Consider the following 26,709-nt stretch of genomic DNA (forward strand, 5'->3'; position numbering starts at 1 on the left):
ACACAGCTTCGCCCGTCACAGTTTGAACATGGCCGGGCAATCCGCGCGGTGGATCACCACGGCCCGACTCCTGCGCCGGGCCGGGTTCGGGGTGAGCGGCGTCGAGGTGGACGCGGTGGCCGGTCAAGTCTGGCCCGCCTACCTCGACGCCGCCCTGGCCAGCGACCCCGACGCGGACCTGGGCGCGCGAGAAACTCCGATGCCCGAACTGACCGCGCCGCGGCCCCCGGGCAAAAGGGCAACGCCGGCGGCTCGCGAAGAGTTCACCCGCGAGCTGGCCGAGCAGCAGGCTGAGTTGTCCGGATGGTGGCTGCGCCGCATGGTCGCCGTCCGGCAGCCGCTACGTGAAAAGCTGACCCTGTTGTGGCACAACCACTTTGCCACTTCGGCGCGGAAAGTCCGGGCCCCGGCATATCTGGCAGCGCAAAACCAGAAGCTGCGCACCCTGGCACTGGGCGACTTCCGCACGCTGGCCGACACCATGCTCACCGACGCCGCGATGCTGCGCTGGCTGGACGGGCACAGCAATACCGCCAGTGCCGCCAACGAAAACCTGGCCCGGGAATTCATGGAACTGTTCGCGCTGGGCCACGGCAACGGCTACACCGAGGACGACGTGCGGGCCGGTGCCCGCGCGCTGACCGGGTGGGTCATCGGCGCCGACGGTCGGACGTCGATGCTGCCCAGGCGCCACGACTTCACCCCCAAGACGCTGTTCGGCGTTACCGGCAACTTCGATGCCGCCGGGTTCTGCGACACCGTGCTCGCCCAGCCCAGGTCGGCGCAGTACGTCGCGGGCCGGTTGTGGCAGCAGTTGGCCTCCGACGAACCGCCGCCCTCAGCGGTGCTCGACCGACTGGTCGTCGCCTACGACCCGGAACGCGACCTGCGCGCCCTGACCCGGGCCGTGCTGACCGACGACGAGTTCACGGGTAGTCACGCGACGGTCGTCACCACTCCTGTCGAATGGCTGGTAGGCGTCATCCGGTCGCTTCGGGTCCCGGTCGACAACCACCTCAACCTGAGCGAGGGAACACTCAAGGCGCTGGGACAACGGCCCTTCTTCCCCCCGGACGTCGCCGGCTGGCCGCGGGGCCAGGTGTGGCTGTCCACCGCGTCCGCCAGGACGCGACTGTGCGTCGCCCTGCACTTGGCGAACGCCGCCGACCTGTCAGCCGTCGAAAACACCGCGGCGCAAGACCGTATCGACGCCGTCGGCTATCTGATCGGCGTGGGCGCGTGGACCGACCGGAGCGCCCGCGCGCTCGGGCCGCTGGTGCGCCGCCCACCCCAGCTGGTCGCCGCCGCCGTCAACACACCGGAATACCTGACGTCATGATCAACCGCCGCAGGTTCCTGATCGCCAGCGCCGGCGTCGGCGCGGCCGGTTTGTTCTCCGGAGCGGTGGCGGTCAGCTGGCGCGATCTGCAGCACGCGGCCTACGACCGGCCCTTGCCCGACGACGCCGGCGTGCTGGTCATTGTCACACTCTACGGCGGCAACGACGGGATCAACACCGTAATCCCCTACGCCGACAACGCATATCACGACGCCCGTCCCGAACTCGCCTACGTTGCCGGCGATGTCTTGCCACTGGACGGACAACTGGGCCTCAACCCGGGACTGCGCGCTCTGGCGCAACTATGGCAGCGGCGGCAGCTCGCGATCGTGTGCGGCGTCGGCTATCCGAAGCCCGACCACAGCCACTTCCGGTCCATGGACATCTGGCAAACCGCATCACCGGCCGAACCGGTTTCGACGGGCTGGATCGGCCGCTGGCTCGATGCCACCGACCCGCTGCGCGCGGTCAACATCGGTGCCGTGCTGCCTCCACTGGCGGTGAGCGAAAAGCACACCGCCGCGGCGTTCGCGTCCATCAAGCCGGAAAGCGCCCACAATTCGCTGGCCACCCAGCTGAACATGGTGGCCGGCGCTCTCAAGGCGCGGGTGCCCACCCGCGTCTACACCGTGCAGCTCGGCAGATTCGACACCCACGCCGACGAACGCGACACCCAACAGCGGCTCCTGCAGACCTTCGACGAAGCCGTCAGCGGGTTCCCACCACCGACTTTCGCGACATCTACTACGAGCTGCTGGTACACACCCTCGGAACCGACCCGGCACCGTCAGTCGGAACCGGCCGGACGAGCCTCGGTTTCCTGTAGGCAGTCGCGGGCGATGGCCAGTTCCTCGTTGGTGGGGATCACCAGTACCGCGATCGGCGAGCCCTCCGACGAAATCTGTCGCGGCCCGCCGGTTGGACTGGCGTTGCGCTTCTCGTCGACTTCGATGCCGAGCTCAGCCATTCCGGCCAGCGCGTCGCGACGCACCGAGCTGTCGTGCTCGCCGATGCCCGCCGTGAACGTCAGCACGTCGGTGTGTCCCAGCACCGCCAGGTAAGCACCGATGTACTTGCGCAACCGGTGGATGAACACGTCGTAGGCCAATCGCGCTGCACCGTCCCCTTTTTCGATCAGCGCGTGCAACCGCCGAAAATCGCGCTCACCGGCCAGTCCCAACATCCCCGACCGGTGGTTGAGCATCGACTCGATCTCGTCCACACCCATGTTCGCGTTGCGCCACAAGTACCACATGATGCTGGGATCCACGTCACCGCTGCGGGTACCCATCACCAAACCCTCCAAAGGGGTCAGGCCCATGGAGGTCTCTACCGGTCGGCCGGCGGCGATCGCCGACGCCGACGCACCGTTACCCAGATGCAGCACAATCTGATTCAGGGATTCCAGCGGCCGGCCCAAGAAGGCGGCGGCCCGCTCGCTGACGTAGCGGTGCGACGTGCCGTGAAATCCGTAACGGCGGATCTGCCATGCCTTTGCCACGTTCCGGTCGATCGCGTAGGTCGCCGCCGCAGCGGGCAGCTCATGGAAAAACGCCGTGTCAAACACCGCGACGTGCGGGACGTCGGCCAGCATGGCGCGCGCCACCTTGATGCACAGCACCGCCGGCGGGTTGTGCAGCGGTGCCAGCACCGACAGCTCCTCGAGCCTGTCGACCACCGCATCGTCGAGAACTGTCGGCCGGTGAAAATCATTGCCGCCGTGAACCACCCGGTGTCCGACCGCCACCAGGCCACAGGTGCGCACGTCAATGCCGTCCTCGGACAACATGTCGAACGCACGATGCAGCGCCGTGTCGTGGTCGGGCACCGCGGACGACGATTCGCCGATCCGCTCGATATTGCCGGCCGCCCGTGAGATACCCGACACCGGATCGATCAACTGAAACTTCAGTGACGACGAGCCGGAATTGAGCACCAGCACCAGGCGGCTACTGGCCATCGTCGATCCCCTGTGCCTGAATTGCGGTAATGGCAACCGTGTTGACGATGTCCTCGATCAACGCCCCGCGCGACAGGTCGTTCACCGGCTTGCGCAGGCCCTGTAGCACCGGGCCGATCGCGATGGCTCCCGCTGAACGCTGCACCGCTTTGTAGGTGTTGTTGCCGGTGTTGAGGTCGGGAAAGATCAGCACCGTCGCCCGGCCGGCCACCGGCGAGTCGTGCATCTTGGCGGCCGCGACCGCGGGGTCAACCGCGGCGTCGTATTGGATGGGCCCCTCGACCAGCAGCAGCGGCTCTCGTGAGCGAACCAACTCCGTTGCCGTCCTGACCTTTTCGACGTCGGCCCCGGTCCCCGAGGCCCCGGTGGAGTAGGACAGCATGGCCACCCGCGGTTCGATGCCGAACTGCGCGGCGGTGCGCGCCGAGCAGATGGCGATATCGGCCAGCTGTTCGGGCGTCGGGTTCGGCACGATCGCGCAGTCACCATAGGCCAGCACCCGATCGGGCAGGCACATCAAAAAGATGCTGGACACCGTGGAGATGCCCGGTGCCGTTCTGATGATCTCCAGCGCCGGGCGGACGGTGTGCGCCGTGGTGTGGGCGGCTCCGGATACCATGCCGTCGACATGGGAGTTGTATACCAGCATGGTGCCGAAATACGATACGTCACACATCATTTCACGTGCCAGCTCGGCGGTGATGCCGTGCGATTTCCGCAACTCGGCATATTGCTCGGCGAAGTGGTCGCACAACGGGCTGGTGCGCGGGTCTAGCACCACGGCCTGGTCCAGATCCACACCGAGTTCGGCTGCGCGCGGCCGGATCTGAGCCTCCTCGCCGAGGATCGTCAGGTCGGCGATGCCGCGCTGCAGCAGCCGGCCGGCGGATTTGAGGATGCGGTCGTCGTCACCTTCTGGAAGCACGATGTGTTTGCGATCCGAACGGGCCCGCTGCTGCAGACCATAGGTGAACATCTGCGGTGTGGTGACGGTCGGGATCGGGATGGCAAGGTGGGTCATTAGGTCGGCGGCATCGACGTGGCGGTCCATCAGCTCCAGCGCGGTGTCGATCTTGCGCTGCGAGGTCGCGGTGAGCCGGCCCCGAGCCGCCGCGGCGGCGCTGGCCGTCTCGTAGGTACCCAACGTGGTGGCGATGATCGGCAACCTCAGGCGCAGCCCCGACACCAGCGCCGCGATCGACGGATGCAGGTCGAACCCACCGTTGAGCACGATGCACGACAGCGACGGAAATCCTTCGGCCGCATGGGCGCTGGCGACGGCCAGCACCACGTCCGAGCGATCGCCCGGGGTGATCACCGCCATACCGTCGCTCAGCCGCTCCAACACATGATCGGCGGTCATCCCGGCCACCAACACGTCCATCACCTCGCGGCTGCGCAGCGGCGTCTCACCGCTGATCGCGGTCCCGTTGACCGCCTTCTCCAATTCGGCCACCGTCGGCGCCGACAGCAGTGGCTCTTCGGGCAGCACATAGCTGGGCGGGCCGAGAGCGCGCAGCGCTTCGGCCACGGCCGCCAGCTCCGCCGGGTCGCAGCGGTTGGCCACCACCGCCGCGGTGTGCGCATGCTGGGCCGACAACTCGGCCAGACACACCCCGACGACGCTGACCGCCTGCTCGGCGGTGCGACCCTTGGCGCTGACCGCCAACAGCACCGGCACACCGAGATTGACCGCGATGCGGGCGTTGACCGACAGTTCGGTGGGGGTGGCGACGTCGGTGTAGTCGCTGCCGACGATCACCACCGCGTCGCACTTGTGCGCCATCGCGTGGTACGAGGCGACGATGTCGGTGATCGCGGTATCGGTGTCGGCGTGCAGGTCTTGGTAGGTCACGCCCACGCATTGCTCGTAGGGCAGGCCCGCGGTGGTGTGCTCCAGAAGCAGTTCCAGGAGGTAGTCGCGCGCACCGGATGCTCGCGTAAGTGGCCGGAACACACCGACTTTGGCGACCGTCGCGGTCAACCGGTGCAGAATCCCCAGCGCGATCGTCGCCTTACCGGACGCAGGTTCGGGCGCAGCGATGTAGATCGCAGTGGTACCCGGGGCCCGGGAGCTGGAGGACACCTGCCGTTCAGCCCAGCCGTCGCAGCCGGGGTGCCAGGTCGGTTTCGAACAGCTGCAGGAACCGGCGCTGGTCGTGCCCAGGCGCGTGGAACACCAGATGCTTGAGGCCCCACGTCACGTACTGGCCCACCTTCTCCACGGCTTCGTCCGGGTCGGAGGCCACGATCCAGCGTTTGGCGATCTGCTCGATCGGCAGGGCGTCGGCGGCCTTCTCCATCTCGATCGGGTCGTCGATGCTGTGCTTCTGTTCGGCGGTCAGCGACAGCGGCGCCCAGAACCGGGTGTTGTTCAAAGCCAACTCCGGGTCGGGGTCGTAAGAGATCTTGATTTCGATCATCTTGTCGATGTCGTCGGCGTCGCGGTTGGCCGCGGCCGCGCCTTCCAAGACGCCCGGAATCAGCTTTTCGGTGTAGAGTTCTTCGCCCTTGCCGGACGTGCAGATGAAGCCGTCGCCGGCGCGTCCGGCGTATTTGGCCACCGCCGGACCGCCGGCGGCGATGTAGACCGGCACGCCGCCTTCGGGCACGTCGTAGATCGAGGCGCCTTTGAGCCGGTAGTACTCGCCGTCGAAATCCACGCGGTCGCCGCGCCATAGTTCGCGCATCAGCCGCACCGATTCGCGCAGCCGGGCGAACCGCTCCTTGAATTCCGGCCAGACCCCTTCGTATCCGGTGGCGATCTCGTTCAGCGCCTCGCCGGTGCCCACGCCGAGGAAGACCCGGCCCGGGTACAGACAACCCATGGTGGCGAAGGCCTGCGCGATGACGGCGGGGTTGTAGCGGAAGGTCGGCGTGAGCACCGAAGTGCCCAGCAGCAGCCGCGTGGTGCGTTCGCCGACGGCAGTCATCCACGACAACGAGAACGGCGCGTGCCCGCCCTTGTGGCGCCACGGCTGGAAGTGGTCACTGACGGTGGCGCTGTCCATGCCGTGCGCTTCGGCGGCGACGGCAAGCTCGACGAGCTCGCGCGGGGCGAATTGTTCAGCCGATGCCTTGTATCCGAGTTTGAGTTCAGCCACTCGTTCTTTCTACTCCTGGGCCCGGCGAGCCGGTGTCAGTGCCGCACCGAAACCAGGCGTGAGCGCCGCAGCCGAACGGCGCCTCGGACGGCGCAGAGCCGGCTCCGGCCGTGGCGATAATCGGTTGTTGACACTCAAACGCGTTGCAGCCGTTACGCTGATCACGCGGTTATCGGGCTGGCAATGCCTTGACGGAGGAGACATGGCCCACCAGCTGAAGACGGAGCTTGTTCAGGTCACCGAGAAGGTTCACCTGGCCCATGGGCACGCGGTCAACTGGGTGCTGATCACCGACGACACCGGGGTGATGTTGATCGACGCCGGTTATCCCGGCGATCGCGAGGAGGTGCTGGGGTCGCTGCGCCTGTTGGGCTATCAGCCCGGGGATGTGCGCGCGATTCTGCTGACCCACGCGCACATCGACCACCTGGGCACCGCGATCTGGTTCGCCCGAGAGCATCACACCCCGGTGTACTGCCACGCCGACGAGGTCGGGCACGCCAAGCGCGAGTACCTGGAGCAGGTGTCGATACTCGATGTCACACTGCGCATCTGGCGGCCCCGCTGGGCGGTGTGGACCGTTCATGTGGTGCGCAACGGCGGCCTGGTCCGCGACGGCATCCCGACGACACAGCCGTTGACCGCCGAGGTGGCCGCGGGGCTGCCGGGCCATCCGATGGCGATCTTCACTCCCGGGCACACGAACGGGCATTGCTCGTATCTGGTCGACGGCGTACTGGCCAGCGGCGACGCCCTGATCACCGGTCATCCCCTGCTGCGCCGCGCCGGGCCGCAGCTGCTGCCGGCGGTGTTCAGCTACAGCCAGCAGAACTGCATCCGCAGCCTGTCGGCGCTGGCCCTGCTGGAAACCGAGATCCTGGCGCCCGGTCACGGTGAGCTGTGGCGCGGCCCGATCCGTGCGGCCACCGACGAGGCCCTGAAGCGAGCGGGGGCGTTGGCCCGCTGATCAAGGGCGACCCGCTCACTCCGCCAGGTCGCCCGCCGCGAACCAGACGCTCGCGCAGGACATTTCCACGTCGCAGAACAATTGCTCGTTAGTCACCTCGATCACCTCCTTCACGATTCAGGGACCACGCGATTTTCAGCGTCGCTTCGCCAGCAACCACCGCGTCGAATTGGGCGCGGCGGTCGTCAGGACGGGCCCGGCCGCCGTCAGCTCTTCTCGCACGGCCACCGGGCTGACGCACTGCAGGACGAGCGACTGGTGCCATCGCCGGCCGTCGGCCGTCAAGATGAACTCACCCGTCGTGACGCACAGCTGGGCATCCGGGACCGCGCTGCCGTCCTGTGTCACCACAACTGACACCGGGCATCGTTGTGCTGCTTGACATTCAGGTAACTTTCTGCGCCGGGGTCGATCACCGGTCATATTGTCAACCGGGGTTGTCGATACACTAGAGCGCCATGACGACGCGGGCAAGCCGCGTTTGCGGAATCCTTACACCCGCGCGCCCGGCCCCAGGCCCAGATGCGCGCGCAGCGTCGCGCCCGCGTACTCGGTGCGGAACGCACCGCGCTCCTGCAACAGCGGCACCACCCGATCGACGAATTCGTCCAGTCCGTGAGGTGTCAGATGCGGCACCAGAATGAACCCGTCACACGCGTCGGCCTGGACGTAGCGGTCGATCTCGTCGGCGACGTGCGCGGGACTGCCGACGAACTGCTGACGGCTGGTGACGGCGATGACCAGTTCTCGGATCGAGAGGTTCTCCGCCGCCGCCTTGTCCCGGTACCGCCGCGCCAGCGCAACGGGATCCGCGTGGCGGACGCGCCCCTGGGTGATGGCGCTGTCGGCGATCGGCTCCACATCGGGCAACGGGCCGTCGGGGTCGTAGCCCGACAGGTCACGGCCCCACACCTGCTCGAGCATCGCGATCGCGGTGGCACCGCTGACCTGTTGCCGGCGGATGTGTCGCGCCTTCTCCTGCGCCTGCGCATCGGTGTCTGCGAGGACCACGGTCACCGCCGGAAATACCTTGAGCTGGTTGGGGTCCCGGCCGTAGGAACGTGCCCGTCCCTTCATGTCCGCGTAGTAGCGCTGACCGTCGTGCAGCGACGTGTGCAGGGTGAACACGGCGTCGGCGCGGCGGGCCGCGAATGCCCGTCCCGCCGCGGAGTCGCCGGCCTGCAGCAGCACCGGATGCCCCTGCGGTCCCGCCGGAAGCGTGGCGAAACCGCGTACCTCGAAGTGGGTGCCCGAGTATTCGACGCGGCGGATGCGATCCGGGTCGACGTAGACGCCGTTCCCGACATCGGCCGGCACCGCGCCCGGTGCCCAGCTGTCCCAGAACTTCCGGGCGACAGCCAGGAACTCCTCGGCCCGCGCGTAGCGGTCGGCATGGTCGAGAAAGCCGCCGCGGCGAAAGTTGGCGCCGGTGAACGCGTCCGACGAGGTGACGATGTTCCAGCCGGCCCGGCCGTCGGACAGATGGTCGAGCGTGGCGAATTGTCTTGCCACTTCGAAGGGTTCGTTGAAGGTGGTGTTGATGGTGCCGGTCAGGCCGATCCGTTCGGTGACGGCGGCCAGCGCCGCAAGCACGGTGAAAGTGTCCGGCCGGCCCACCACGTCCAGGTCGTAGATCCGGCCGCGGTGCTCCCGCAACCGCAGCCCCTCGGCCAGGAAGAAGAAGTCGAACAGGCCGCGCTCGGCGGTGCGGGCCAGATGCACGAACGAGTCGAATTCGATCTGGCTGCCGGCGGTCGGATCGGTCCACACGGTGGTGTTGTTGACTCCGGGAAAATGCGCGGCCAGGTGAATGGGCTTGCGGCTCATGAGGTTAGCCCCCACTGGCGGGCAATCAATTCATGCGAGCGCAGTCGATCCCGGTGCCGGTGCGTCACCGAGGTGATGACGAGTTCGTCGGCGCCGGTGACCTGTTGCAGTGCGTGCAACCGCTGCGCGACCTCGTCCGGGTCGCCGACGAATTGCGTTGCCAGCCGGTCGATGACCACGGCCCGCTGCTCGGCGGTCAGCGGAGCGCAGTCGTCCGGGGCGGGATAGGGGATGGCACCGCCGCCGGCCCGGATGGAGTAGACCCAGTGCCCGTAGCTGGATGCCAGGTGCCGGGCGGTGGCGGTGTCGTCGGCGACCACGACGTCGGCCGACACCACGACATAGGGCCGTCGCAGCGTCGCCGACGGGACGAAGGCGGCGCGGTAGGCGTCGACGGCGTCCAGCGCGGTGGCCGGGGTGAGGTGATAGCTGGCCACAAACGGCAATCCGAGCGCGCCGGCCAACACAGCACTGTGCCCCTTGCTGCTGCCGAAGATCCACGGGGTCAGCGCGGCTCCCTCGCCGGGCACCGCGTGCACCTCGAAGTCGTCCACCCGATAGGCGCCGGCCAACATGGCGATGATGTCGCCGACCTGCTCGGCGAAGTCGGGTGCGACCGCCTCGGGCTGCTGCAGGATCGCCATGGTGGCGTGCACCCGGCCGCCTGCCAGCAGGGTGCGCAGGTCAAACGGCGGCGGGATCACCACACCGTCGACCTCGCGCCACTGCGCCGGTGGTCGCGGTGCCCGAGGTTTGGCCGGGTCCCTCGGCTTGACGCCGCGTCGCTGCGCGGACCGTCCCAAGCCCAGATCGATGCGACCGGGATAGAAGGCGTCGAGCATGCCGAAGCTCTCGACCACCGCGGCCGCGGTGGTGTGGCTGAGCTGGACCGCGGCCGACCCTACCCGAATCCGCTTGGTGGCCGCGGCAATTTGACCGATCAGCACTGCCGGTGCGGCGCTGGCGACGGCGACGAAGTGGTGCTCGGCGATCCAGAAACGCCGATAGCCCCACCGCTCGGCGTGCTGAGCCAGCTCGACGGTGTTGCGCAACGCCGTCGCCGCGTCACTGCCGGCGCTGATCGGCGACAGGTCCAAGACCGACAGCGGGATCACCGACTCACCGCCGCGTATCGGTTGGGCGCCGGCGGCAGGCCGAGGCGCTGGCGCAGCGTTTCTCCGTCGCGATACCCGCTCCGGAACCGGCGGGCGCGCTGCAGCAGCGGCACCACCTCGTCGACGATCACCGGAAGGTCGAAAGCGTTCACCGCCGGCCGCAGCCGCGCACCGTCGATGCCGCGGCGCTGCCATTCCAGCAGCAGCTCCACCAAATCCGATGAGCTGCCGGTGAAGACCAGCGCGTCGGAGCGGAAGTCGCCGGCACCGTCGAACGAAACCACCACATCGGCGAACACTTTCAGCTGCCCGCCGGCGGCCCGAACCTCGTCGAGGACGCTTGTCAGCGTGTCGTCGGTCGGCGTGATGAAGACGACATCCGCCGTGGCGGACGCGAATTCATAGGCCGGCACCGCGTGCGCCAGGGCCGCCACCACCGGTTGGCCCTGCGGCGGTCGCGGGGTTATCGACGGGCCCTTGACCGAGAAGTACTTTCCGGCGAAGTCGATGTAGTGCAGTTTGTCCCGGTCGATGTAGCGCCCCGTGGCCACGTCGCGGATCACCGCGTCATCTTCCCAGCTGTCCCAGAGCCGGCGCACCACCTCGACGTAATCCCGGGCTTCGTCGAATAATTCGTCGGGGTTTACCGAGCGGCGGCCGAGCAGGACCGCCTCGTGGGTGGTGACGCTGACCCTGGGCTGCCAGCCGGCCCGGCCGTGCGACACCAAGTCAAGCGTGGCAATGGCTTTCGAGACGTGGAAGGGCTCGGTGTGGGTGACCGTGGCCACCGGGACCAGACCGATGTGCCGGGTCGCCGGGGCGATGCGGGCCGCGACCAGCACGGCGTCGGCACGGCCCGCCAGCCGCCGCGGATCGATCCGCTCGCGCCGGCCCGGCTGTGGCATCAGGGTGTCGTCGATGGTCAGAAAGTCGAGCAGGCCGCGTTCGGCGGTGACCGCCACGTCGGCCCAGTAACCCCCGCTGAGCACCGACCGGGACTCGACCGCCGCGGTTGCCCGCCAGGCTTGCGGGTGCCAGCCGTATCCGTCCAGCGCGACAGCCAGATGCAGCAGATCCGTCATATCAGCGCTAGACCAGCGTCGCGGTGACATACCTGGGGGTGATCGCCACGTCACGGGGCCGGACACTCCAGCGGCCCGGCATTCCCATCGCGGCGAACAACTCGACGACGTCGCGTTCCACCGTCTCCCAGCCGTTGGATGCCAACCATTCCGGCAGATAACGGTATTCACCCGGATACGTCAGCGCGGCCAGGTCCACGTCCAGGCCGAACTTTCGCCAGCGGTCGACGAAAGCCCGTCCCGCCTTCTGCTGCAACGGTGTCCAGGTGGGCATGTGATCGGCGGCGAACCGGCTGCCGACCGCACTCACCGCGGTGACGTCTCTCAGCAACCGCTCCTGCCCGCCGGGCGGTAGGTAGCCCACGAGCAGGTTCTCGGCGATCCACACCGTGGGCTGGTCCGCGTCGAAACCGACCCGCCACAAGGCCGCCAGCCAATCGTGGCGAAGGTCGATGCCGACCGCACGGCGGTGCGCGGTCGGCTTGGCGCCCAGCCCGTGCAACAAGCCGGTCTTGAATTCGATCACTCGGGGCTGGTCTATCTCGTACACCGTTGTCCCCGGTGGCCACCACAGCCGATACGGCCGGGCGTCCAGGCCCGACCCCAGGATCACCGCCTGACGAATCCCCGCCCGGCCCGCGTCGGCAAGGAAACCGTCGAGGAACCGGGTGTGCGTCACCAGGATGTCGATGAGCCCGGCCGTTGTCCGGTTGTCGGCCTCGTCGGCTTGGTTGTCCTGGCCCAGATCTCCGTCGATAATCCGGGTGAAGTACGGCACTCCCGCGGCGCGAACCAACGGTTCGGCGAACGGGTCGTTGAGCACCCCGGCGCCGGCGGCGACGGCCCTGGCGGTGGCGCCGAAGGTGGCGGTCATCCCGACGCCGGTGGCCGCGTCCCAGTCGTCGTCATAGGTGCGTACCATCGCGCCTCACCTTGCAGCGCCTCGTCAAGCCTCGTCAAGCACCGTCAACGGCGGCGCAGCATCAGCCCGGCGGCTGCACGCCAACCGAGCAACAACACGCCGGTGACCGACGAGGCGACCACGACGAAACTCACCGCCACCCCGGCCGAGCTGGCCTTGCGCAACACCATGCCGACCGCGACGGTGCCGATCCACACCATCACCCCGGTGGGTATCACGCTGGTGGGCCGTCGCCAACCACGAGACACCAGCCATCCGGCAAGGGTCCCGGTGAGGAACGGCCATGCCGTCGTCGCGACGCCGCCGACACTGATGCCCTCGGCATGGCTGCGGCGCCCGAGGGTGCAGAAGATCAGGACGGCGACCACGTCGGTGGCCAATGAGCCCAGCCAGCAGAGCCTGTGCCGCGGTTGCATGCAGCGAGATTACCGGGCCGGGCAGGATGGGGTTCATGAGCTCTGACACACCGCCCGCCTTCGACCGCTACGACCCGCTCGGGCTGGACGCGTCGCTGTCCCCCGACGAGCTCGCGGTGCGCGACACCGTCCGGCAATTCTGCGCCGAGCACGTGACACCGTTCGTCGCCGAGTGGTTCGAGGACGGCGACCTGCCGGTGGCCCGCGAGCTGGCCAAGCAGTTCGGTCAACTCGGCCTGCTGGGAATGCATCTGCACGGCTACGGATGTGGGGGTTCGTCCGCGGTCCACTACGGCCTGGCTTGCCTGGAGCTGGAAGCCGCCGATTCGGGTATCCGGTCGCTGGTGTCGGTGCAGGGTTCGCTGGCGATGTTCGCGATTTGGCGCAACGGCTCCGAGGAACAGAAGCAGCGGTGGCTGCCCGGCATGGCGGCTGGTGAGCTGGTCGGCTGTTTCGGGCTGACCGAGCCCGACGCCGGGTCCGATCCGGCCGCCATGAAAACGCGGGCCCGACGGGATGGCTCGGATTGGCTGCTCGACGGGCGAAAGATGTGGATCACCAACGGTTCGGTCGCCGACGTCGCGATCGTGTGGGCCGGCACCGACGAGGGGATCCGCGGCTTTGTCGTGCCCACCGGCACCCCGGGCTTTGCCGCCAACACCATTCACCACAAGCTGTCGTTGCGGGCGTCGATCACCAGCGAGTTGGTGCTCGACAATGTCCGGCTGCCCGCCGAAGCGATGCTGCCCAACGCTGTCGGACTCCGGGCGCCGCTGGCCTGCCTGTCCGAGGCGCGGTACGGAATCGTCTGGGGCGCAATGGGTGCGGCGCGCTCGGCGTGGCAGTCCGCGCTGGACTACGCGATGCAGCGCACCCAATTCGGCCGTCCCATCGCCGGCTTCCAGTTGACTCAGGCAAAGCTCGTCGACATGGCCGTCGAACTGCACAAGGGCCAGCTGCTCGCGCTGCATCTCGGACGCCTCAAAGACCGTGTCGGCCTGCGTCCCGAACAGGTCAGCTTCGGCAAGCTCAACAACACCCGCGAAGCGATCGAGATCTGTCGGACCGCGCGGACGATCCTGGGCGGCAACGGAATATCGCTGGAGTACCCGGTGATCAGGCACATGGTCAACCTGGAATCGGTGTTGACCTACGAGGGCACCCCCGAGATGCACCAGCTGGTGCTCGGCCAGGCCTTCACCGGCCTGGCGGCATTCCGCTGACCGCAGCGCCGGCCCAGGCAGGTGCCCGATGCGGGCGCTCCGGTCGAATCCGGCCCACGCTTGGCGCCGTGACGGTAGATGATGGGCTTATGTCACACCGGATCGTCGTCGCCGTCGCTGTGTTCGGACTGTCCGTGAGCAGCCTGGCGGTAACCTCCACGGCCGCCGCCGACCCCACCGCTACGCTGCCGCCGATGACCTCCACCGGCAGCGGGCCGAACATCGGTGGCGCCGGTGCAGCGCCGGGCATTTCGCAGCAACTGACCAACCTCGCCAACCCGAACGTCCAAGAGGTCGACGGCTCCGACGCGGCGCAATTCATCACCGCGGCCGCCGCGGTGACCAACCCGCAGCTGGCCGCACCCTTTGTGCTGCTGCGCCGCGCGTTGGCGTGCCAGAGCGAGGGCACGGGGTCTGGCTCGCCGTTCGCGGCACGCGCCTACCGACGGGCCGACGGGCAATGGGGAGGCGCGATGTTGGTCACGGCCAAGAGCACCACTCCCAACGTCGACGCGTTGGTCAGCTGCGTCAAGACCAATTGGCGCCGGTCGACGGCGGGCGGCGAAAACGCCATGTGCAACAACGGCTGGACTACCCCAACCGACGGCGATCTGCGTCGCACCGAGGTCTACTACATCTTGCTCGCCGGCACGGCCGCGGATTTCTGCACCGGACTCAACGCCAGGTACACGGACAACGCAAGCGGCTGGCCGTGAGCTAGATTTCGTCGCCCGGTGCCAGTCCGTCGCGACGCGCGGGACCCGGCCGCCTCAGCCGCCGAACAGCGGGCGCGGCATCACCGTGGGGGGCGCCCCGGCCCGTGACGTCGCGCCGTTCAGGCCGCTCGCACCACCGCGGCCGGGCATTCCGGCAATCGGCGACCCGCCCAACAGGTTTCCGCTCCCACCTGACTGGGCCGCCGGGACGGCTGCGGTGCCGCTCCACGGCGCGGCCGCGGGGCTGGCCGTCATGGCGGCCGAGACCCAACTCGGCGGCACCGACAACGGTCCCAGCGACGCGGCCTTGCCCACCTCGGCCGCGACAGCCGATGCGGTCCCCGCCGTGAACAACCCTGCCGCCGGCGCCACCGTTCCGGCACCGGACAGTGCCGAGCCCGGCGTCGCGACTTCGCTCGCCACCGCGGTGGTAGACGAACTGAGAAGCTTTGCCACCGAGCTCACCGAGGACATCGCCGACATCGTCGAACTCATCGTCGAGGCAGCCGCGCTGGCGGGCGACGTCAACGAGGTCAGCAGGCTCAGGCATTCCGCGAAGTTCCATCCGGAGCTCGACGCCGCTACCGGCTGCGCGAGTTGTTGCAACGCCAGGGGCACCGTCGAGATAGCGCCGAGCATTGAGGCGTTGACCTCCTGCCGGCGACCGCGGCCTGGTCAGCCAGCCCGGCCGGATCTCGGGAGGAGGCGCGAAACCCGTCAAGGTCGACGCCGCGGCCAAAGCACCGGCGTAGCCATACATGGCGGCGGCATCTTGGGCCCACATCTCCCCGTATTGGGCTTCAACGGCCGCGATCGCGGGAGTGTTGACACCCAGCACGTTGGTCGCGCTCAACAGCATCAGCAAGGCACGGTTGGCCGCGATCAGCGGCGGGGGCACCACGGCCGCGCCTGAAGAGCGCTCTGCCGGGCGAGGTCGGCGGTCGCCGTCATCGATGCCAGGTAGGGCCCCGTCGCCGCGGCCATCGCCACCGCGGCCTGCCTATCCAGGTTTGGCCGGTGACCGCCGAGATGGTCGCGGCGCAAGAGTTCGCCGCGCAGTAGAGCTCGTCGGCTACCGCCACGCCGCCGCAGCAACCAGCAGCGACCCGGCTCCCGGGCCGGCATACATTTTTGCCGACGTGACTTCGGGCGGCAACGCACCGAAATCCATTTCTCTTGACCTCCAACTGAATTGGCTCTACGCGCACTGCGCTGTACGTCAGATGCGGGGCCGCGCAGCAGCTTTGACGCCTGAGGCGACGGCGAAAACGCCGATCACAAAGAGGACGACCGCCGAAGACAGACCGCTTGTCGGTTTTCAGCCGAGCCGTGAACGGGGCGCGGCCGCTTGACCGGTCCGCGACGCGCTACGCAGAGCCGGGTCAAGAGCACCCGACCGGAGATGACGCACGGTGGCGTGGCAGGTGGACTGCGCCCACCGAACACCATCGGGTCAACGAGCAGACCAACCAGACCGACCACCGCGAGCACGGCGACGACACCCAAGGCCGGCGTGACCGACTGCGGCAGGACGGCCGTCGCCAGCTTGCCGGGACACAGCGATGCCGCAGCGTCGGAACGCTGCGCGTGCTGCCCGTTGACCACCAACTGATCGGTCGGCGTCGCGGGGCGCGACCGTGATAGGTGGGCCGCAGAAAAATCCCATCGCGGCAGCCCGCAATGACCGCCTGCCGCCCCGAGGAGCAACGCGGCCGGAGCCGCGATGAGCGCAGCCCGGCCAAGGAGCCTCAAGGCAGCGCCCGCCTACCGGATGTCCACGGCGGCAACCTATACCCCGCCCCGTATATTGCAACCGTTGCGCCGTTCTGCGGAATGGCACCGCCATTCACCGCGACCGCACCCATCCGATAACGTCACGAAACGAACGAGACTGGCCGGCAATAGGTTTGCTTCCGAATACTACCGGAAACCGGACCCCGGATGGTGCTCGGCACACCGTTGGGACCGGAAACAATCGACGTCAGCCCGGGCGAAGTCGTACGGTGTACATGCGCCGCAGTGACCCCGAGACTGTCGCAGAATGACGAAAACTGAAGGAGGACCATGACGCCCCCACCCAGCGAAGGCTCGTCCGTCGGCAGGCGCCATCACGTCGTCATCATCGGCAGCGGTTTCGGCGGGCTGACCGCGGCCAAGGCGCTCAAGCGGGCCGACGTCGACGTCACCCTCATCTCCAAGACGACCACCCACTTGTTCCAGCCGCTGCTGTACCAAGTGGCCACCGGAATCTTGTCCGAGGGTGACATCGCCCCGACCACCAGGCTGATCCTGCGCAACCAAAAGAACGTGCGGGTGTTGCTGGGTGAGATCATCGGCATGGACTTGAACGCGAAGACGGTCACGTCGAAATTGATGGACATGGAGACGGTCACGCCGTTCGACAGTCTCATCGTGGCGGCCGGTGCGCAGCAGTCCTATTTCGGCAACGACGATTTCGCCATCTTCGCGCCCGGCATGAAGACCATCGACGATGCCCTGGAGCTGCGCGGCCGCATCCTCGGCGCGTTCGAGGCCGCCGAAGTGGCCACCGACCACGCCGAGCGCGAACGCCGGCTGACCTTCGTCGTGGTCGGGGCCGGCCCCACCGGGGTGGAGCTCGCCGGGGAGATTGTCCAACTCGCCGAGCGCACCCTAGCCGGGGCATTTCGAACCATTACGCCCAGCGAATGCCGGGTGATCCTGCTCGACGCCGCGCCGGCGGTGCTGCCGCCGATGGGCCCGAAGTTGGGTCTCAAGGCGCAACGAAAGCTCGAGAAAATGGACGTCGAAGTCCAGCTGAACGCGATGGTGACCGCCGTGGATTACAAGGGCATCACGGTCAGGGACAAAGACGGCACCGAGCGCCGCATCGACTGCGCGTGCAAGGTGTGGGCGGCCGGCGTGCAGGCCAGCCCGCTGGGCAAGATGGTGGCCGAACAGTCCGAGGGAACCGAAACCGACCGCGCCGGACGGGTGATCGTGGAGCCCGACCTCACCGTCAAGGGACACCCGTACGTCTTCGTCGTCGGTGACTTGATGTCGGTGCCCGATGTGCCCGGAATGGCCCAGGGCGCCATCCAGGGGGCACGCTATGCCACCACGATCATCAAGCACGCGGTGAAAGGCCACGACGACCCGGCCAACCGCAAGCCATTCCACTATGTCAACAAGGGCAGCATGGCCCTCATCTCCCATTTCAGCGCCGTCACCAAGATCGGCAAGGTGGAGTTCGCCGGCTTCTTCGCCTGGCTGGCGTGGCTGCTGCTGCATCTGCTGTACCTGGTGGGCCACCGCAATCGCATCGCCGCCGCGTTCTCCTGGGGGCTGGCCTTCCTGGGCCGCACCCGCGGGCAGATGGCCATCACCAGTCAGATGGTCTACGCCAGGCTGGCGATGCGCTATGTCCAGGCGCGGGCCGAAGAAGGCGCGCTGGCCGCCGCAGAACAGGCCGAAAAGGCCGAACAGCGAGCGGTCGGTTAGGTTAGGTTGCCGCACGCAATTTTCATCTCCCCACTTCGGGCGCAGCCCGATCTGCCCGCTTCATAGCGACAACCTCACTCCCCCAACGGATTGTCGAGTATCCGGGCACTACCGCCACCGATAATCCGTGACGTTCACGCGGGTCCGGCGCAGCCTAAACGGGGTCAGGTTTTCATTCTGCGCTGAGGGCGACGAAATCGCGGTCCGCAGCGCTCTCGGCGCAGAGTGGACGCCCTGGATGCAGACTCGCGCGTCGAGCACACTCCCTGATCCCAACAACGTGACTGACCCAGGCTGCTAGCCCAATGCCCGGTCCAGATCGGCGATCAGGTCGTCGGTGCCTTCCAGGCCGACCGAGATACGCACCACGCCGTCACCCAGGCCGATGGCGGCGCGGCCCGCCGGGCCCATCGCCCGGTGCGTCGTGGTGGCCGGATGCGTGACAAGCGATTTCGCGTCCCCGAGGTTGTTGGAGATGTCGATCAGCGCCAGCTTGTCGAGCACCTCGAACGCCCGTTGCTTGGCCGCACTCTCCGGAGCGTCCAGCGCGAAGGTGACGACGGTACCCCCGCCGGACATTTGGCGCCTGGCCAGGTTGTACTGCGGATGCGACGGCAAAAACGGGTAGCGCACCCAACTCACCGCCGGATGGGCTTCCAGGAACGCCGCGATCCGCAACGCCGAAGAATTGCTGTGCTCGACCCGAACCGCAAGTGTCTCAAGGCCTTTCAGCAGCACCCAGGCGTTGAAAGCGCTCATCGCCGGTCCGGTGTGGCGCATCAGCTTCTGCACCGGGCCGTCGATGTACTCCTTGTCACCGAGGATGGCGCCGCCCAGCACCCGGCCCTGGCCGTCGATGTGCTTGGTGCCCGAGTACACCACCACGTCGACCCCGAGCGGAAAACCCTGCTGCAGCAAGGGCGTGGCAAAAACATTGTCCAGCACCACTTTTGCACCGGCGGCATGTGCCAGCTCGGTCACCGCGGCGATGTCCACCAGCGACTGCATGGGATTCGCCGGCGTCTCGAAGAACACCGCTCGGGTGGGCTTGGAGCGGTCGGCCAGCGCCTGCTCCCACTGGGAAAGGTCGTCGCCGTCGACGAAAACCGTCTCCACACCCCAGCGCGGCAGGATCTCGTCGCACACCACAAAGCACGATCCGAATAAGCTGCGCGCGGCCACCAACCGATCCCCGGCCGCCAGCAGCGCGCCCAGCGAGGTGAACACCGCCGCCATGCCACTGGCGGTGGCGAATGCCGCCGGCGCTCCCTCGATCAGCCGCAGCCGCTCCTCGAACATCGACACCGTCGGATTGCCGTAGCGCGAGTACACGAAGTGGTCCAGCTCGCCGCTGAACGACTGCTCGGCCGTCGCCGCCGACTCGTAGACATAGCCGGACGTCAGATACATCGCCTCGGCGGTCTCGTCGAACCCCGAGCGCAACAGCCCGCCGCGCACTCCAATGGTGGCCTGGCTGACACCGTCGGGCAGCGGCTTGGGCGTGCGGACCGAACCCTCGCCGGTCATCGCCGCCACCCCGTCACCGGATCACCCCTGCCTCCAGGGCAATCCGATTGCCCGCCAACCCACGACACCACGATGCCCCTCGGCGTCGAGGTGCCCTTCGAAGCCGTCCAGCACGTTATAGGCCGGCGTGATCCCGACGCGGGTTGCGGCTTCGGCGGCCCCGATGGAGCGATGACCAGAGCGACACAGGAAAACGACCGGCCGCTCGCCCGGACCTTCCGCTGGCGCGATGGCGTCCTGCAGTTCGGCGACGAAGTTCTGGTTGCGCGCCCCGTCGACGGTGTTCCACTCGATGTAGACGACGTCACGGCCAAGGCTGGACAAGTCGGGCACACCGACGAAATTCCACTCGGCGGCGGTCCGCACGTCCACCAATACAGCCTCAGGGTTGTCGCTGAGCATCTTCCATGCTTCGAGCGGCGTTATGTCTCCCGCGTAGCTCACTTGCCCGAGTCTCGCATACTGAGCCGGTCAGCGACGTCTCGGGCGCGGCCGCGCGCGGTCCCCACGTCGGCCGCGGTAGCCAGCGCCACACCGAGCTTGCGTGGCCTCCCGGGGTGCGCACTGGTAAACACCCGGACATCGCTTTCCGGGACGCTCAGCGCGGCCATCAGCGTCTCGGCACTGGGCGCCACGCCCGCGTCGGCCCGGCCCGGGCCGACCACCCGGGCAGCGCCCGGCGACACCATCAAGGTGTCCACCCCAAGGCCCATGACAGCCCGGGCCTGCAGCTCGAAGGCGGAAAGCCGCTGGCTGCACAGAGTGACCCAGGCGCTGTCGCCCGGCCACGCGGTGACGTCGGCGAAGTACACCTCGTCGCCGTTGACCATCAATTCGACGCTGAAGACACCCCGTCCGCCGAGCGCCTTCACGATGCGGGCGGCTATCGACCTGGCCGCGTCGTGCGCGGCGGTACTCAGCTGCTGCGGTTGCCAGCATTCCAGGTCCGGGCCACCCCGGTCGTCTGCGCCGCGATAACCGACCGGCGCACAGAACGTGATTTCCGGTCCCGCGGGGCCGTCGCTGCACACCACGATCAGGGTGACCAGGACCTGGATATCGACCACCGTCTCGACCCACACCCTGGGGTGTGCGCCCGCGACCTCATCGCCGGCCGCGAGGCGCCAGGCGCGCTCGATCTCGTCGGGCCCGCGGACCACCGACCGCTCCCGACCGCTCACCTTGGCGACGGGTTTGACCATCAGCGGGTATCCGGCGTGGGCGGCCACGGCCTGGAGTTCGGCAAGCGATCCGACGAACCAGAACGGCGCGGTAGGCAGGCCGAGTTCGTCGGCGGCCAGCTTGCGCAGGCCTTCCCGGTCGCGGGTCAGCCGGAGGCTGCGGGCGGTGGGCACCAGCTCGGTGTACCGACCGTCAGACTGAGCCTGCCGGGCTGGGCCGGCTTGGAGAGCATCGAGTGCGTCGACGCTGACCGCGTCGGTGAGCGTCACCACGAAGTCCGGATGCAGTCGGGCGAAGAGGGCCGCCAGCTCGTCGGCATCGGTCATGGAGACGACCAGCGCCTGGTCGGCGACGCGGTGCGCGGGCGCATCAGGGCGTTCGTCGGCGGCAATCACCTCTGCGCCGAAGCCTTGTAACGCAACTGTCAGCTCCCGGCTTAGCTCGCCCGAGCCCAGCAACAGCACCCGCGGCCTGCCCTCGGGCTCGGCCGCGGCCGGCTGGCCGGTTGCGGCGGGCGGCACCTCCAGGGCCGTCGTCGCGTCGTCCCGGGCCGCACCGTCGCCGGCCGCCGGCCGCTCGTCCTTACCGGTGAGCTCATCCCGTCCCTCGGTCAAGCCGTCAGTCACAGCTCACCCTCTCCATCGGTAGTGGTCCCGCTGCTCAAGGATAGGGGCCGGACATGGCGCCGAACGGGGCCGGGAGCGCTATTGCCCGCGGTAATAGCGGGCTCGATAAGAGATAAGGCGCTTCTGCGCTCATTCGCCGCGCTTTTGTGTAACCCTGCTCACAGCCCGGTGTTTGCCTGGCCCATCAGCACGTGGGTCGGGGGGGTGGCGGGCGGTCATTCGCGCCATCCGAAATAGAAGGCCCTTCGCGGACCGCGCAATTCCGTCAAGGAGAAGTCCATGTCTTTCGTGATGACACCGCCGGCTGGGGGTGCGGCCGTCGATGCGACCGAGACCGCCGCAGCGGACCCGGGAGGGGCATAGCGATGACGATGGGAATGGACTTCGCGGCACTGCCGCCGGAAATCAATTCGGCCAGGTTGTATTCGGGACCTGGCTCGGCCCCGCTGCTGCAAGCAGCGGTGGCCTGGGAACGACTGGCCAACGAACTGAACGCGACCGCTGCGTCCTACTCCGCGGTGATTTCCGGGCTCACCGGTCAAGAATGGCGGGGCCCCTCGGCGCTGTCGATGGCGGCCGCGGCTACTCCCTACGTGGCGTGGATGAGGGCCACTGCCGCCCAAGCCGAGCAGGCCGCGGCTCAGGCCGTCGCCGCGGCCAACGCCTACGAATCCGCGTATGCGGCGACGGTGCCCCCGGGGGAGATCGCGGCCAACCGCAGCACCATGATCTCGCTGGCGCGGGCGAACATCTTCGGCCAGAACACGCCGGCGATCGCCGCCAGCGAAGCCGACTACAGCGAAATGTGGGCTCGGGACATTGTCGCCATGGACGGCTACGCCGGCAGCTCGGCAGCTGCGGCGGAGTTGCCGCCGTTTGTCGCCCCACCGGCGACAACCACCGGCACCGAGCCGGTGAGCGAAACCGCGACCGACGCCGCACCCGCTGCCCAGGCCGCGGCGGCAGCCGCCCCGGCGGCGTCCTTACCAGGCCCGCTAGCCGTCTTACCCATCGACCCTTCCATAGCCCTTGGACCCCTCGAGGATCTTGACATTCTTGTGCTCGCAGCCGTGCTGGTCGCGAGCGGCGCCTTGGCCGTATCGGGAGCCCAGCTGGGCGAGGTCTATCGCCACGACACGGTCGACGAGTACGAGAAGAACCCGGGTTGCACGCCGGAATCGGACGAGAGCCCCGCGGGGGGCGGGTCGGGTCCTTCGCGGGGAAGGAGCTCGATTCCGCCGGGCCGGATCACCACCCCGCCCCAGCCGCCGATCGCCGCGATTTCCGGCGCCTCCGCCAGTATCGGCGGGCTTTCGGTGCCGCAGAGCTGGATGCTTCCGCCGGCGGTGCGCCAAGTCGCCGCGATGTTCCCCGGCACCACACCGATGTTCATGACGGGTGGTTCGGACGACGGATATACGGGCATGGCGGCGGCGGGTTTGGCCGGGACCAGCCTGGCGGGCCTGGCGGCCCGGGGCGGCGCCTCCTCGTCGACCCCGGCAGCGGCGGCGCCGGCAGCGGGCGGCGGGGCCGCGGCGGCCGGCCGACCCGCCGCGAACGCACCATCGATCCCGGCGGCCGCCGGCACGAACATCCCGGGGTTGCCGTCCGGTCTACCGCCCGGCGTGGTAGCCAACCTGGCCGCGACGCTGGCGGCGATCCCGGGGGCGACCATCATCGTGGTGCCACCCAACCCGAGCCAAAGCCAATAGCTCCCTCAGGGCTGGCCCGGAAGCAGCCGCACCATCAGGCCGGTGCCTTCGGCCAACGTCGCCTCGCCGGAACCGCGCGCGTCGACCAATTCCAACAACTCCGCCGACACGAACGCCTTGCGGCCCTCGGTACGCGTCACTCGTCCCCGCATCACCAGCGGCGCATCGACCGGGGTGATCTTGCGGTAGTCGACGTGCAGGAAAGCCGTCCGGCTGATCGGCCGTCCCGCCGCGTGCGAAACCATGCCGAACATGTGGTCGAACAGCAACGGCAGCACGCCACCGTGCACCGCGTGGTTGCCCCCGACATGAAAGCGGCTGAACGAACCCGTCATTTCCACACCGTCGGGCCGGTAGCGGGTCAACGTCCATGGCGGCAGCAACAGGCTGCCCATGCCGGGCAGATCGGGGGTCCGCCCGGCCGGCCCCTTGCCTTCCTCGGCTTGGAACGGACCCAGCAGCTCGACCAGCGCGGCGGCGCGCTCGGCGGCCTCGTCCCACACGTCGTCACCCGGGTCTGCCGACACCGCCAGGTCCTGCAACCGGCGCATCGTCGTCACGAAACTGCGGAAACCCGCGCCGGGACTGGCCGGGCCGTATTCCGGAAAGCCGCCGTGGTGCTGGTATTCGGGATCTTCCGCTGGGCCCCCATCTGCGCCGAGCGAAGAATAATGCGTCACGGGCGGGCCGCCAGGACGTCGCGGCGCACGATGGTCTGATCCCGTCCGGGGCCGACACCGATGCACGAAACCGGTGCTCCGGCAAGCTCTTCCAGTCGCAACACGTAGTCACGAGCCTTGGCGGGCAGGTCGTCGAAGTCGCGCGCGGCGGAGATGTCTTCCCACCATCCCGGCAGCTCCTGGTAAACCGGCTCGGCGCGACACAGATCGCTCTGCGTCATGGGCATATTGCGGGTCTGCTTTCCGTCGATCCGATAGCCGACGCACACCGGCACCGTTTCCAGGCTGGACAGCACGTCGAGTTTGGTCAGGAAGAAGTCGGTGATGCCGTTGACCCGGGTGGCGTAGCGCGCGACGACGGCGTCGAACCAGCCGCAGCGCCGGCGCCGGCCGGTGGTCACCCCGAATTCGCCGCCGGTCTTGGACAGGTATTCGCCGTTCTCGTCGAACAGCTCGGTGGGGAACGGGCCCGAACCCACCCGGGTGGTGTAGGCCTTGAGGATGCCCAGCACCGTGCGGATCCGGGTGGGCCCGATGCCGGAGCCCACGGCCGCCCCGCCCGCGGTCGGGTTCGACGACGTCACATAGGGGTAGGTGCCGTGGTCGACATCGAGCAGCGTGCCCTGGGAGCCTTCCAGCAACACCGTTTCGCCGGCATCGAGCGCATTGTTGAGCAGCAGCCGGGTGTCGGCGATGCGATGGCGGAACCCTTCGGCCTGCTCCAGCAGCGATTCGACCACCTGCGCCGGCTCCAGGGCCTTGCGGTTGTAAATCTTGACCAGCACCTGGTTCTTGAATTCGAGTGCGGCCTGGACCTTGTGGGCCAGCTGTTCGGGGTTGAGCACGTCGGCGACTCGGATCCCCATGCGGGCCACCTTGTCCTGGTAGCAGGGTCCGATGCCGCGACCGGTGGTGCCGATCTTCTTGCTGCCCATGTAGCGCTCGGTGACCTTGTCGATGGCCACGTGGTAGGGCATCAGCAGATGCGCGTCGGCCGAGATCAGCAGCTTGGAGGTGTCGACCCCGCGCTCTTCCAGGCCGTGCAGCTCGTCGAGCAGGACCCCGGGGTCGATCACCACGCCGTTGCCGATGACGTTGGTGACGCCGGGGGTCAGCACACCCGACGGGATGAGGTGCAACGCGAAGTTCTCGCCGGTCGGCAGCACGACCGTGTGCCCGGCGTTGTTGCCGCCCTGGTAACGCACCACCCACTGCACCCGCCCCCCGAGCAGATCGGTGGCCTTACCCTTGCCCTCGTCGCCCCACTGGGCGCCGATCAGGACGATTGCCGGCATGACGCGCTCCCACCTGCTCTCGCGGGTTGTGCCCGCCTATTGTGGTCCAGCCGGTGACTTACCCTACCCAGCGGTTTGCGAGGAACCATGCATAACGGGGCGAAACCGCCCAGCACCGCGGTATTGGTGTTCGGTGATCGTCTAGTGCCCGCCGTGTTGACCGGCCTGCCGACGCACCGACCCGACGACCTCGACACCGCAGTGCGCTCCTACCGGCGGCTCGTCGTGATCGGCGATGACGCCGACCTGGCCGGCGTGCTGACCCGGCTGCTGCGCGCCGACCGGCTCGACATCGAGATCGGCTACGCGCCGCGGCGGCGCACCCGAGCCTGCCGGGTGTATCGGCTGCCGGCCGGGCGCCGTGCGGCGCGGCGGGCGCGGCGGGGAACGGCCCATCGGGTGCCGCTGATCCGTGACGAGACCGGGACGGTGATCGTCGGCTGGGCCGGTTGGTTGCCGGCCGCTGGGCCGCAGCTGCATGGCGAGGCCGTCGTCGACGACACCGTGTTGTTCGACGGCGATGTCGCCGGGGTGTTTATCGAGCCGACGCCGGAGTTGCCGGGCCTGCGGGCCGCCCTGGACACCGGACCGTGGCGCCGCTGGGTCAGCGGACGCGCCGCTCAGCTGGGCACCACCGGCGCCTCGGTGGTGCGCGACGGTGTCGCGGCACCCCGATCGGTGCGCAGATCCGCGTTCTACCGCCACGTCGAAGGCTGGCTGCTGGTCCGGTAGTTTTCGACCGGTGAGGGAGATCGGCCTGCACGAGTCGGTGCGACCCAGCCCGATCTTTCTGGGCCTGGTCGCGCTGACGGCCGTTGGCGGGGCGCTGGCGTGGCTGGCCGGGGCCAGTGTGCGGCCATTGGCCTATGCCGGAGTGTTCATCTTCGTGATCGCCGGCTGGTTGGTCTCGCTGTGCCTGCACGAGTTCGGGCATGCGTTCACCGCCTGGCGATTCGGCGACCACGACGCCGCGGTGCGCGGCTACCTGACGCTGGACCCGCGGCGCTACAGCCATCCGGCCATGTCGCTGCTGTTGCCGATGGTGTTCATCGCGTTGGGTGGAATCGGCCTGCCGGGCGCGGCGGTCTACCTGCGGACCTGGTTCATGACGCCGACGCGTCGCAGCCTGGTCAGCCTGGCCGGACCGGCGGCCAACCTGGTGCTGGCGGTGCTGCTGCTGACCGCAACCCGGTTGCTCTACGACGAGCACCACTGGGTGCTGTGGGCCGGGGTGGCGTTCCTGGGCTTCCTGCAGATCATGGCGCTGGTGCTGAACCTGCTGCCGATCCCGGGCCTGGACGGTTACGACGCCTTGGAGCCGCATCTGAGTCCGGAGACGCAGCGGGCGCTGGCGCCGGCCAAACAGTTCGGCATCTTCATCCTGCTGTTCGTGCTGCTGGCGCCGGTGTTGAACCAGTCGCTGTTCGGGCTGGTGGGCTGGCTTTTCGACTTCTCCGGTGTGCCGCACGTGCTCGCGGGGGCCGGCAATTCGCTGACCCGCTTCTGGAGCCGCTGGATCTGACCCCGTTGCAATAT

The 26,709-nt window shown here is 68.2% G+C and carries 25 protein-coding genes and 2 pseudogenes; 9 read left to right on the forward strand and 18 right to left on the reverse strand.

Annotated features, from left to right (window positions below):
* Positions 1-28: 28 nt before the first annotated feature.
* On the forward strand, positions 29-1,339 hold the full coding sequence (locus CDN38_RS10895) for a DUF1800 domain-containing protein (protein WP_075509513.1): 1,311 nt from the start codon (positions 29-31) through the stop codon (positions 1,337-1,339).
* Positions 1,336-2,165 (forward strand): annotated as a pseudogene (locus CDN38_RS10900) (DUF1501 domain-containing protein). Before CDN38_RS10895 ends, CDN38_RS10900 begins: the two are co-directional and overlap by 4 nt.
* Here the strand turns inward: CDN38_RS10900 and CDN38_RS10905 are convergent.
* The 3 genes from CDN38_RS10905 to fgd are packed head-to-tail and all read right to left on the reverse strand — an operon-like array spanning position 2,127 to position 6,403.
* Complete coding sequence (locus CDN38_RS10905) at positions 2,127-3,299, reverse strand: acetate kinase (RefSeq protein WP_075509511.1); 1,173 nt, start codon at positions 3,297-3,299, stop codon at positions 2,127-2,129. The pseudogene CDN38_RS10900 and the gene CDN38_RS10905 overlap by 39 nt on opposite strands.
* Complete coding sequence (pta, locus tag CDN38_RS10910; RefSeq protein WP_075509510.1) at positions 3,289-5,385, reverse strand: phosphate acetyltransferase; 2,097 nt, start codon at positions 5,383-5,385, stop codon at positions 3,289-3,291. Before pta ends, CDN38_RS10905 begins: the two co-directional genes overlap by 11 nt.
* A gap of 7 nt (positions 5,386-5,392) precedes the next feature.
* Positions 5,393-6,403 carry a glucose-6-phosphate dehydrogenase (coenzyme-F420) gene (gene fgd, locus CDN38_RS10915; RefSeq protein ID WP_075509509.1) on the reverse strand — a complete coding sequence of 337 codons (1,011 nt, stop codon included), beginning with the start codon at positions 6,401-6,403 and terminating at the stop codon, positions 5,393-5,395.
* Between the two features lie 202 nt (positions 6,404-6,605).
* On the opposite strand from fgd, the gene CDN38_RS10920 reads away from it, so the two are divergent.
* Positions 6,606-7,370 (forward strand): MBL fold metallo-hydrolase, encoded by a 765-nt coding sequence (locus tag CDN38_RS10920; RefSeq protein ID WP_075509508.1) that lies wholly within the window; start codon positions 6,606-6,608, stop codon positions 7,368-7,370.
* Positions 7,371-7,505: 135 nt separating this feature from the next.
* Here CDN38_RS10920 and CDN38_RS10925 read toward each other — a convergent pair whose 3' ends face one another.
* The 6 genes from CDN38_RS10925 to CDN38_RS10950 all read right to left on the reverse strand — a co-directional run bounded on the left by CDN38_RS10925 (position 7,506) and on the right by CDN38_RS10950 (position 12,732).
* Positions 7,506-7,730, reverse strand: a complete 225-nt coding sequence (locus CDN38_RS10925; RefSeq protein WP_142361272.1) for a hypothetical protein — start codon at positions 7,728-7,730, stop codon at positions 7,506-7,508.
* 132 nt (positions 7,731-7,862) lie between these two features.
* On the reverse strand, positions 7,863-9,197 hold the full coding sequence (locus CDN38_RS10930) for an NtaA/DmoA family FMN-dependent monooxygenase (protein WP_075509506.1): 1,335 nt from the start codon (positions 9,195-9,197) through the stop codon (positions 7,863-7,865).
* A complete protein-coding gene (locus CDN38_RS10935) occupies positions 9,194-10,312 on the reverse strand; it encodes an LLM class flavin-dependent oxidoreductase (protein WP_075509505.1) in 1,119 nt (372 codons plus the stop codon). Before CDN38_RS10935 ends, CDN38_RS10930 begins: the two co-directional genes overlap by 4 nt.
* Positions 10,309-11,394 carry an LLM class flavin-dependent oxidoreductase gene (locus tag CDN38_RS10940; RefSeq protein WP_075509504.1) on the reverse strand — a complete coding sequence of 362 codons (1,086 nt, stop codon included), beginning with the start codon at positions 11,392-11,394 and terminating at the stop codon, positions 10,309-10,311. The genes CDN38_RS10935 and CDN38_RS10940 overlap by 4 nt, the downstream gene beginning before the upstream one ends.
* A 7-nt stretch (positions 11,395-11,401) precedes the next feature.
* Positions 11,402-12,316, reverse strand: a complete 915-nt coding sequence (locus CDN38_RS10945) for an SAM-dependent methyltransferase (RefSeq protein WP_075509503.1) — start codon at positions 12,314-12,316, stop codon at positions 11,402-11,404.
* A gap of 44 nt (positions 12,317-12,360) precedes the next feature.
* Positions 12,361-12,732 carry a DUF3054 domain-containing protein gene (locus tag CDN38_RS10950; protein WP_099318950.1) on the reverse strand — a complete coding sequence of 124 codons (372 nt, stop codon included), beginning with the start codon at positions 12,730-12,732 and terminating at the stop codon, positions 12,361-12,363.
* Between the two features lie 35 nt (positions 12,733-12,767).
* Here CDN38_RS10950 and CDN38_RS10955 point away from each other — a divergent pair, with 35 nt between their 5' ends.
* Both CDN38_RS10955 and CDN38_RS10960 read left to right on the forward strand, forming a co-directional pair.
* Positions 12,768-13,955 (forward strand): acyl-CoA dehydrogenase, encoded by a 1,188-nt coding sequence (locus tag CDN38_RS10955; RefSeq protein WP_075509564.1) that lies wholly within the window; start codon positions 12,768-12,770, stop codon positions 13,953-13,955.
* 89 nt (positions 13,956-14,044) lie between these two features.
* On the forward strand, positions 14,045-14,671 hold the full coding sequence (locus CDN38_RS10960; RefSeq protein WP_075509501.1) for a hypothetical protein: 627 nt from the start codon (positions 14,045-14,047) through the stop codon (positions 14,669-14,671).
* Between the two features lie 54 nt (positions 14,672-14,725).
* On the opposite strand, the gene CDN38_RS10965 is transcribed toward CDN38_RS10960, so the two are convergent.
* From CDN38_RS10965 to lpqS, 4 genes and pseudogenes are all read right to left on the reverse strand, one after another.
* Positions 14,726-15,310: a PE/PPE C-terminal domain-containing protein gene (locus CDN38_RS10965; protein WP_099318951.1), complete on the reverse strand. Its 585-nt coding sequence runs from the start codon at positions 15,308-15,310 to the stop codon at positions 14,726-14,728.
* An 88-nt stretch (positions 15,311-15,398) separates the two neighbouring features.
* Positions 15,399-15,572, reverse strand: a pseudogene (locus CDN38_RS32970) (PPE domain-containing protein); the annotation flags it as partial.
* Positions 15,573-15,743: 171 nt separating this feature from the next.
* Positions 15,744-15,842 (reverse strand): PPE domain-containing protein, encoded by a 99-nt coding sequence (locus tag CDN38_RS32975; protein ID WP_233428352.1) that lies wholly within the window; start codon positions 15,840-15,842, stop codon positions 15,744-15,746.
* Between the two features lie 104 nt (positions 15,843-15,946).
* On the reverse strand, positions 15,947-16,423 hold the full coding sequence (gene lpqS, locus CDN38_RS33535; protein ID WP_456320260.1) for a putative copper homeostasis (lipo)protein LpqS: 477 nt from the start codon (positions 16,421-16,423) through the stop codon (positions 15,947-15,949).
* A 312-nt stretch (positions 16,424-16,735) separates the two neighbouring features.
* Here lpqS and CDN38_RS10980 point away from each other — a divergent pair, with 312 nt between their 5' ends.
* Entirely contained in the window at positions 16,736-18,151 is a 1,416-nt protein-coding gene (locus CDN38_RS10980) for an NAD(P)/FAD-dependent oxidoreductase (protein ID WP_075509499.1), read from the forward strand.
* Positions 18,152-18,448: 297 nt separating this feature from the next.
* Here the strand turns inward: CDN38_RS10980 and CDN38_RS10985 are convergent, their stop codons facing one another.
* From CDN38_RS10985 to purT, 3 genes are read right to left on the reverse strand one after another with little or no spacing between them, the layout of a single operon-like run.
* Complete coding sequence (locus tag CDN38_RS10985; protein WP_075509563.1) at positions 18,449-19,678, reverse strand: O-succinylhomoserine sulfhydrylase; 1,230 nt, start codon at positions 19,676-19,678, stop codon at positions 18,449-18,451.
* A gap of 21 nt (positions 19,679-19,699) precedes the next feature.
* Positions 19,700-20,122, reverse strand: a complete 423-nt coding sequence (locus CDN38_RS10990; protein WP_082276982.1) for a rhodanese-like domain-containing protein — start codon at positions 20,120-20,122, stop codon at positions 19,700-19,702.
* Positions 20,119-21,486 carry a formate-dependent phosphoribosylglycinamide formyltransferase gene (gene purT / locus CDN38_RS10995; RefSeq protein WP_075509498.1) on the reverse strand — a complete coding sequence of 456 codons (1,368 nt, stop codon included), beginning with the start codon at positions 21,484-21,486 and terminating at the stop codon, positions 20,119-20,121. Before purT ends, CDN38_RS10990 begins: the two co-directional genes overlap by 4 nt.
* 377 nt (positions 21,487-21,863) lie before the next feature.
* Between purT and CDN38_RS11000 the strand changes: the two genes are divergently transcribed.
* A complete protein-coding gene (locus CDN38_RS11000; RefSeq protein WP_099319371.1) occupies positions 21,864-23,198 on the forward strand; it encodes a PPE family protein in 1,335 nt (444 codons plus the stop codon).
* 5 nt (positions 23,199-23,203) lie between these two features.
* On the opposite strand, the gene CDN38_RS11005 is transcribed toward CDN38_RS11000, so the two are convergent.
* Positions 23,204-23,878 (reverse strand): PaaI family thioesterase, encoded by a 675-nt coding sequence (locus CDN38_RS11005; protein ID WP_075509496.1) that lies wholly within the window; start codon positions 23,876-23,878, stop codon positions 23,204-23,206.
* Positions 23,875-25,173 (reverse strand): adenylosuccinate synthase, encoded by a 1,299-nt coding sequence (locus tag CDN38_RS11010; RefSeq protein WP_075509495.1) that lies wholly within the window; start codon positions 25,171-25,173, stop codon positions 23,875-23,877. Before CDN38_RS11010 ends, CDN38_RS11005 begins: the two co-directional genes overlap by 4 nt.
* An 87-nt stretch (positions 25,174-25,260) precedes the next feature.
* On the opposite strand from CDN38_RS11010, the gene CDN38_RS11015 reads away from it, so the two are divergent.
* Positions 25,261-25,905 (forward strand): peptidase M50, encoded by a 645-nt coding sequence (locus tag CDN38_RS11015; protein WP_075509494.1) that lies wholly within the window; start codon positions 25,261-25,263, stop codon positions 25,903-25,905.
* A gap of 10 nt (positions 25,906-25,915) precedes the next feature.
* On the forward strand, positions 25,916-26,695 hold the full coding sequence (locus tag CDN38_RS11020) for a site-2 protease family protein (RefSeq protein ID WP_075509493.1): 780 nt from the start codon (positions 25,916-25,918) through the stop codon (positions 26,693-26,695).
* Positions 26,696-26,709: the final 14 nt, after the last annotated feature.

Source organism: Mycobacterium ostraviense (assembly GCF_002705925.1).
Lineage (GTDB): Bacteria > Actinomycetota > Actinomycetes > Mycobacteriales > Mycobacteriaceae > Mycobacterium > Mycobacterium ostraviense.

Excerpts from the sequence above, each read along its gene's own strand:
- CDN38_RS10895 (WP_075509513.1), top strand. The coding sequence starts at position 29 with ATGGCCGGGCAATCCGCGCGGTGGATCACCACGGCCCGACTCCTGCGC.
- CDN38_RS10905 (WP_075509511.1), bottom strand. The coding sequence starts at position 3,299 with ATGGCCAGTAGCCGCCTGGTGCTGGTGCTCAATTCCGGCTCGTCGTCA.
- CDN38_RS10920 (WP_075509508.1), top strand. The coding sequence starts at position 6,606 with ATGGCCCACCAGCTGAAGACGGAGCTTGTTCAGGTCACCGAGAAGGTT.
- CDN38_RS10930 (WP_075509506.1), bottom strand. The coding sequence starts at position 9,197 with ATGAGCCGCAAGCCCATTCACCTGGCCGCGCATTTTCCCGGAGTCAAC.
- CDN38_RS10940 (WP_075509504.1), bottom strand. The coding sequence starts at position 11,394 with ATGACGGATCTGCTGCATCTGGCTGTCGCGCTGGACGGATACGGCTGG.
- CDN38_RS10945 (WP_075509503.1), bottom strand. The coding sequence starts at position 12,316 with ATGGTACGCACCTATGACGACGACTGGGACGCGGCCACCGGCGTCGGG.
- CDN38_RS10950 (WP_099318950.1), bottom strand. The coding sequence starts at position 12,732 with ATGCAACCGCGGCACAGGCTCTGCTGGCTGGGCTCATTGGCCACCGAC.
- CDN38_RS10955 (WP_075509564.1), top strand. The coding sequence starts at position 12,768 with ATGAGCTCTGACACACCGCCCGCCTTCGACCGCTACGACCCGCTCGGG.
- CDN38_RS10960 (WP_075509501.1), top strand. The coding sequence starts at position 14,045 with ATGTCACACCGGATCGTCGTCGCCGTCGCTGTGTTCGGACTGTCCGTG.
- CDN38_RS10965 (WP_099318951.1), bottom strand. The coding sequence starts at position 15,310 with ATGCTCGGCGCTATCTCGACGGTGCCCCTGGCGTTGCAACAACTCGCG.
- CDN38_RS32975 (WP_233428352.1), bottom strand. The coding sequence starts at position 15,842 with ATGGATTTCGGTGCGTTGCCGCCCGAAGTCACGTCGGCAAAAATGTAT.
- CDN38_RS10980 (WP_075509499.1), top strand. The coding sequence starts at position 16,736 with ATGACGCCCCCACCCAGCGAAGGCTCGTCCGTCGGCAGGCGCCATCAC.
- CDN38_RS10985 (WP_075509563.1), bottom strand. The coding sequence starts at position 19,678 with ATGACCGGCGAGGGTTCGGTCCGCACGCCCAAGCCGCTGCCCGACGGT.
- CDN38_RS11000 (WP_099319371.1), top strand. The coding sequence starts at position 21,864 with ATGGACTTCGCGGCACTGCCGCCGGAAATCAATTCGGCCAGGTTGTAT.
- CDN38_RS11010 (WP_075509495.1), bottom strand. The coding sequence starts at position 25,173 with ATGCCGGCAATCGTCCTGATCGGCGCCCAGTGGGGCGACGAGGGCAAG.
- CDN38_RS11015 (WP_075509494.1), top strand. The coding sequence starts at position 25,261 with ATGCATAACGGGGCGAAACCGCCCAGCACCGCGGTATTGGTGTTCGGT.